This window comes from Leptolyngbya cf. ectocarpi LEGE 11479 (genome assembly GCF_015207065.1).
GTDB classification, from domain to species: domain Bacteria; phylum Cyanobacteriota; class Cyanobacteriia; order Phormidesmidales; family Phormidesmidaceae; genus Leptothoe; species Leptothoe ectocarpi.
This window is the reverse complement of record NZ_JADEXP010000426.1, coordinates 1-5279: the sequence shown is the minus strand read 5'-3', so window position 1 is coordinate 5279 and position 5279 is coordinate 1. Positions and strand designations below refer to the sequence as shown.

Annotated in this window: 6 protein-coding genes; 5 read left to right on the top strand and 1 reads right to left on the bottom strand. The window is 50.5% G+C overall.

Translation table 11 applies throughout. The features are described from left to right. The 4 genes from IQ260_RS27555 to IQ260_RS27540 all read left to right on the top strand — a co-directional run. Positions 1–528: M23 family metallopeptidase (locus IQ260_RS27555; RefSeq protein ID WP_193996275.1), on the top strand; the 528-nt coding region annotated here is incomplete at its 5' end. Positions 529–591: 63 nt separating this feature from the next. Beyond that, positions 592–1680, top strand: a complete 1089-nt coding sequence (gene aroC, locus IQ260_RS27550) for a chorismate synthase (RefSeq protein ID WP_193996274.1) — start codon at positions 592–594, stop codon at positions 1678–1680. Continuing rightward, a complete protein-coding gene (locus IQ260_RS27545) occupies positions 1665–2258 on the top strand; it encodes a hypothetical protein (RefSeq protein ID WP_193996273.1) in 594 nt (197 codons plus the stop codon). The genes aroC and IQ260_RS27545 overlap by 16 nt, the downstream gene beginning before the upstream one ends. Positions 2259–2347: 89 nt before the next feature. Continuing rightward, complete coding sequence (locus IQ260_RS27540) at positions 2348–2986, top strand: DUF4033 domain-containing protein (protein ID WP_322745063.1); 639 nt, start codon at positions 2348–2350, stop codon at positions 2984–2986. A 62-nt stretch (positions 2987–3048) separates the two neighbouring features. On the opposite strand, the gene IQ260_RS27535 is transcribed toward IQ260_RS27540, so the two are convergent. After that, positions 3049–4374 (bottom strand): CHAT domain-containing protein, encoded by a 1326-nt coding sequence (locus IQ260_RS27535; RefSeq protein ID WP_193996272.1) that lies wholly within the window; start codon positions 4372–4374, stop codon positions 3049–3051. A gap of 249 nt (positions 4375–4623) precedes the next feature. Here IQ260_RS27535 and rpiA point away from each other — a divergent pair. Then, a partial coding sequence (gene rpiA / locus IQ260_RS27530) for a ribose-5-phosphate isomerase RpiA (protein WP_322745062.1) occupies positions 4624–5279 on the top strand: 656 nt, incomplete at its 3' end.

Here is a 5279-nt window from a genome sequence, read left to right as displayed (position 1 = left end):
TCTAAACTGCCTAAGCTGAACGAACTGTTGGACGTTAGCATCAAACCCGCTTTGGAGCAGACGTTGGCTGAGGAGGAAGCTGAGGTTGCAGCGTACCCTGACGGTCTCCCCATCGGCGGTCCCCTCGATATCTCGTCTGAATTTGGTATCCGACGCAATCCGTTCGGGGGGTACTCCTACGAAACCCATGAGGGCACTGACTTTGTGGGTCCCTATGGCACGGCTATTTTTGCCACGGCAGATGGTGTGGTCGAGCGAGCAGACTATCACGGTGGCTATGGTAATACGGTCACTCTCAAACACGGCTATGGTTATGAAACCTTGTATGCTCACATGTCAAAGCTCGCTGTAGAAACCGGTGCCAGAGTTAAGCGGGGCGATGTGGTGGGCTATTTGGGTAACACGGGACGTTCGTCTGGTCCCCATTTGCATTACGGCATTTACTATAAGGGCCAGGCCGTGAACCCACGCAATCACATGAAAATGAACCATGACATGAATGTGGTTGATTATTGGCGATTGCGTTAAGGGGCTACAGAGACCTCGTCCTACGGTAGGATTGAGAAGCTTCAACCACCCTTTATAAAATCTATGGGCAACACCTTCGGTCACCTGTTCCGCATTACCACATTTGGCGAATCCCACGGCGGTGGTGTCGGTGTTGTTATTGATGGTTGTCCGCCTCAGCTAGAGATTTCGGCTGAGGAAATCCAGGTGGATTTGGACCGGCGGCGACCCGGACAAAGCAAGATCACCACACCCCGCAAGGAAACGGACACCTGCGAGATTGTTTCTGGAGTGTTTCAGGGCAAGACCTTAGGAACGCCGATTACGATTTTGGTGCGTAATAAGGACCAGCGGCCCCAGGACTATGGCGAAATGGCCACCAAGTATCGTCCATCTCATGCGGATGCCACCTATGATGCCAAGTACGGGATTCGTAACTACCAGGGTGGTGGACGGTCCTCAGCGCGGGAAACCATTGGTAGAGTAGCGGCGGGTGCGATCGCAAAAAAAATCCTGCACCAAGTGGCTGGCGTCGAGATTGTTGCCTACGTCAAACGTATTCAAGACATGGAAGCCCCCATCGACCCTGACGCAGTCACCCTGGAGCAAGTAGAAAGCAACATCGTCCGCTGTCCCAACCCAGACTTTGCCGAAGAAATGATTGCCCGCATTGACCAGGTGCGCAAAGATGGCGACTCCATCGGTGGTGTCGTGGAATGTGTGGCACGCAAAGTCCCCAAAGGTCTCGGGTCTCCCGTCTTTGACAAGCTAGAGGCCGACCTCGCCAAAGGCATGATGTCCTTGCCCGCCAGCAAAGGATTTGAACTGGGCTCTGGCTTTGCCGGTACCTTTCTCACCGGCAGCCAACACAACGACGAGTTTTACACCGACGCTGACGGCAATATCCGCACCCGCACTAACCGCTCAGGTGGGACCCAGGGGGGGATCTCCAACGGTGAGAACATTATTACCCGCGTTGCATTTAAGCCTACGGCTACCATCCTCAAAGAGCAAAAAACCGTAGACCAGCAAGGTAATGAGACCACCCTATCCGGGCGCGGTCGTCACGACCCCTGCGTTCTCCCGCGGGCGGTGCCCATGGTAGAAGCCATGACAGCGCTAGTGCTCTGCGATCATCTACTGCGTCATCAGGGCCAATGCAGCGTGCTTTAGCCCCCTGGCCCACTCGGAGTATAGTCAGCTTATTTTGGATTGCCGCTGGCGGTATTGGCTGGCACCACCTTTTATTTCCAACCACTAACCTGACGGGTAGTGTCGCCATTGCCATTGCCCTCATCCTGATATGTATCGACCAGGGACGTATGACCTGGGTTGATTTGGACAATATTTACCAGGTTTCCCTAGCCGATCACCGCGTCGTTAGGTTCTATGGCATTACCCTAAGCACCATTATTATTGAGCTGATTGGGTTTTATCTGGTGTGGCATCATCTAGCACTAGGCATGGTGATTTTTATCATCAGCCAGTTGTTTTTTAATACAGCCGCCAATGTTCAGCTATATCCCCACAGCCACGCCCCCATTCGTCCCTTTCCAATGCAAGCCCGCTGGCCAGTCTTATTAGCCAATGGCGTTGCCCTCAGTCTGATTACCCTATGGCAAACCAATCACCTGCGTCAGCTGACCTCATCAATTTGGCTGGGCATGGTGGTGATTTATTTGACGGTTAAGTACTTAATGGCTGCCGACACAGACACAGACACCATGGCAGATGAGAGCGAAAGTCCATAGCTTGCCCCCGGGTTTCCCCTGTCAGATATGCAAATTAGCCCGAGCAGGTATTAGGCTACTACTAGACCCACACTATTCAGCTCCCAACGGTGGAAAAAACGACCTATCACGATACCTTTTTTGACCAGCTTTTTATCCGTCTGTTCGCTCATAAAATGTCCAATGCTGTCGGCGAACGCAGCCGCCAGTCGGGCTATGACGGATTTGTAGAGCTTTCGCAAAAGATTATGCGGGGGCGCAATTCCCAGCAGCAGCAACAGCTAGTGGCAGTGGTCCTACAGTCATTGGTGCCAGCACCTGTTCTGTGGGGGATTCGCACATTTTTCTCTCCCACTCAGCTAGTGTGTGAACTCAACGCCTGGTTTGCCACTCAGCTATTTGAATGGCTGGTGGGTCCCTGTGAAGTGCAGTCAGTCGAGATCAAAACAGCCACAGGTCAAACTCGTCATCAGAAAAGTAATGTACACATTAAAAAGTGTCGTTACTTAGAACAAAGCGGCTGTGTAGGCATGTGTATCAACATGTGCAAGCTACCCACCCAGCAGTTTTTTACGGAAAAGTTTGGTATTCCTCTCACCATGACGCCAAATTTTGAAGACCTCAGCTGCGATATGGTATTTGGTCAAGTCCCACCGCCCCTAGAGACAGAAGACGCTTACCGGCAACCCTGCCTGCAAGAATGTACAGTTCTCAACGAAGCTTTAGCTTGCCCTAAAGTCAGGACCTGAGACAAGCGCGGTCCCAGCATGAGCTTTTCTAAGCTAGTCAATTAATTAGAATACCGTCTTCTTTACCAGGGGCTGCTGATCATACTAAAACCAGCCCAGTAGAACGGATGGGATAGGTCATCTGCTGGTTGGACCGCGTTAGCTGTTTTTGGTAGCCGACTGAGATCGATGGCTTCGGTATTTCCCCTAAGTAAATTGAGCTGAGCCTGGCGCAGCGCTCCTGCCTTAGTAGCCGTTTTAGGAATCTGGTGATAGAACTCACTCATCAGAGCCAGAGTGCCCGTATCGCTCACATCCCAAAGACTGGCCACGGCTGATTTAACCCCGGCTCTAAGCGCTAATCCGGCAAAACCTAGCTCGGCATCGCTATCACCGACGGCTGTTTCGCAAGCGCTCAGTACTAATAGTTCTAACTGAGGCAGCTGCCAGTCCAGATTACTCATCTCTTCTAGGGTAAGCCGCTGATCCCATAGCTGAATATAGGAATTGTCCGGTCTGCCAGGTTTGAATTCAGCATGGGTAGCCAGGTGAACAATGTCGTAGGACTGACGGCTGAGTAAGGTATTGAAGTTCTCTAGGGTAAAGCTTTGGTTGAGTAGAGAGCGGTCTTGCCAGGTGCGATCGCGACCTCCAGCTGTTCTCAACTGCCAGGCAATATTAGAAAGCTCGACCGGTACTGCCGGTAGCGGCGACAAATCCGTAAACTCGGACGCTCCCATCGCTAACAGATTGTTTGATTCAATTGGCCTATAATCTGTCTCAATCAAATTAAACGCTGGAATAATTGCTGTTTTGTATTTCTCAATCAAAAATTGCTGACCGTCGTAGAGCGCCGGTAGAGCCAGACCTCGGAGACCATCGCTCGCACAGACCAATAACGTATCAATGCCTGCCGGAGCGAGAAATTCATCTTCATAAGTGCCAATTAACCAGTCATACAGCTGACGGGCCGCAGGTAAATAGGCATTTCCCGAAGGACGGCTAATGTGTCGATAAAACTGCTCGGTTGTTTTTTCAAGACGCTCTTTAGGAGCATCGTACAAATCACGAACAATGGGTTCACCGTTGGGAGTAATCAGTACCAAACTAAGGCGATCTTCACGGGGAGTTGCCCAGAGCACCGCAGGCGTTGTTCCGGTTTCTTCACCTACACGAGCAAGTGTAGCAGCAATCTCCGCAGAAGACTGGGTTACGTCAGTCAGGTTCTCACCAAAGTAAGTTTCATATTCTGTTTCTAACCTAAGTTCCATCCCTAGAACCATTTGATTAGGGGTAAGTTCTTGGGGTATGGCAGCAGTGGGTACAATCACTAGTAAACAAACCAAAGGTGCCAGCAGCCATCGCCACGATTTCAGTGCTCTCAAGAGGGCATGAGGTAAAAAACTCATAACGCTACATTTTAAAGTGTGTAGGTAAAACTACATAGATGCCAGCATGTCTCCGTATGGCCACACTCCAAAGTGTCATAGTCATAGCCCGAAAATTTCTGTAGGTGTGACTTTCGCCTATGCAGCCGCCCCGATATCCGTCATGCTAGATACTAAAGATGAGCTATTGCTGATTAAACGATAAGTTATCGCTAGTCAGCATCGCCATTGTTAAAGACAGTCATAGGAGTTATCGACCCAATGGGAGATATGGACCCAGTTAAGTTAATGAAGCAAGAGGTAGGTCGCGCAGCCGCTGCCCAGGTAAAATCTGGAGCAATTGTAGGCCTGGGCACAGGTTCCACAACAGCCTTTGCCATTCAGTTTATCGGTGAGCGTCTGGCTGCTGGCGAAATTACTGACATCGTTGGTATTCCCACATCATTTCAAGCTTCCGTACTCGCTAAAAAGCATGGTATTCCCCTGACTACGCTGGATGAAGCCCCCCGCATTGACATCGCCATCGACGGTGCAGATGAAGTAGACCCTCAGCAAAACTTGATCAAGGGTGGCGGTGCAGCTCACACTCGAGAGAAAGTAGTTGATGGGTTGGCAGAGCGCTTTATTGTTGTCGTTGACAGCTCCAAACTGGTTGATAAACTAGGGTCTACCTTTGCTCTACCAGTAGAGGTATTGCCAATGGCAGTGGCTCCAGTAACCCGTGCGTTGGAAGCTTTAGGGGGAACTCCTGAATTACGTATGGGAGTCAATAAAGATGGCCCAGTAATTACGGATCAGGGCAACATGGTACTGGATGTGAAAATAGCAGGCATTGATAATCCGGCTGAACTAGAAAAAACAATCAACAATATTCCTGGCGTTCTAGAGAATGGCCTGTTTGTTGGATTGACAGACGAGGTTCTGAT

Excerpts from the sequence above, each read along its gene's own strand:
- IQ260_RS27545 (WP_193996273.1), top strand. The coding sequence starts at position 1,665 with ATGCAGCGTGCTTTAGCCCCCTGGCCCACTCGGAGTATAGTCAGCTTA.
- IQ260_RS27535 (WP_193996272.1), bottom strand. The coding sequence starts at position 4,374 with ATGAGTTTTTTACCTCATGCCCTCTTGAGAGCACTGAAATCGTGGCGA.
- aroC (WP_193996274.1), top strand. The coding sequence starts at position 592 with ATGGGCAACACCTTCGGTCACCTGTTCCGCATTACCACATTTGGCGAA.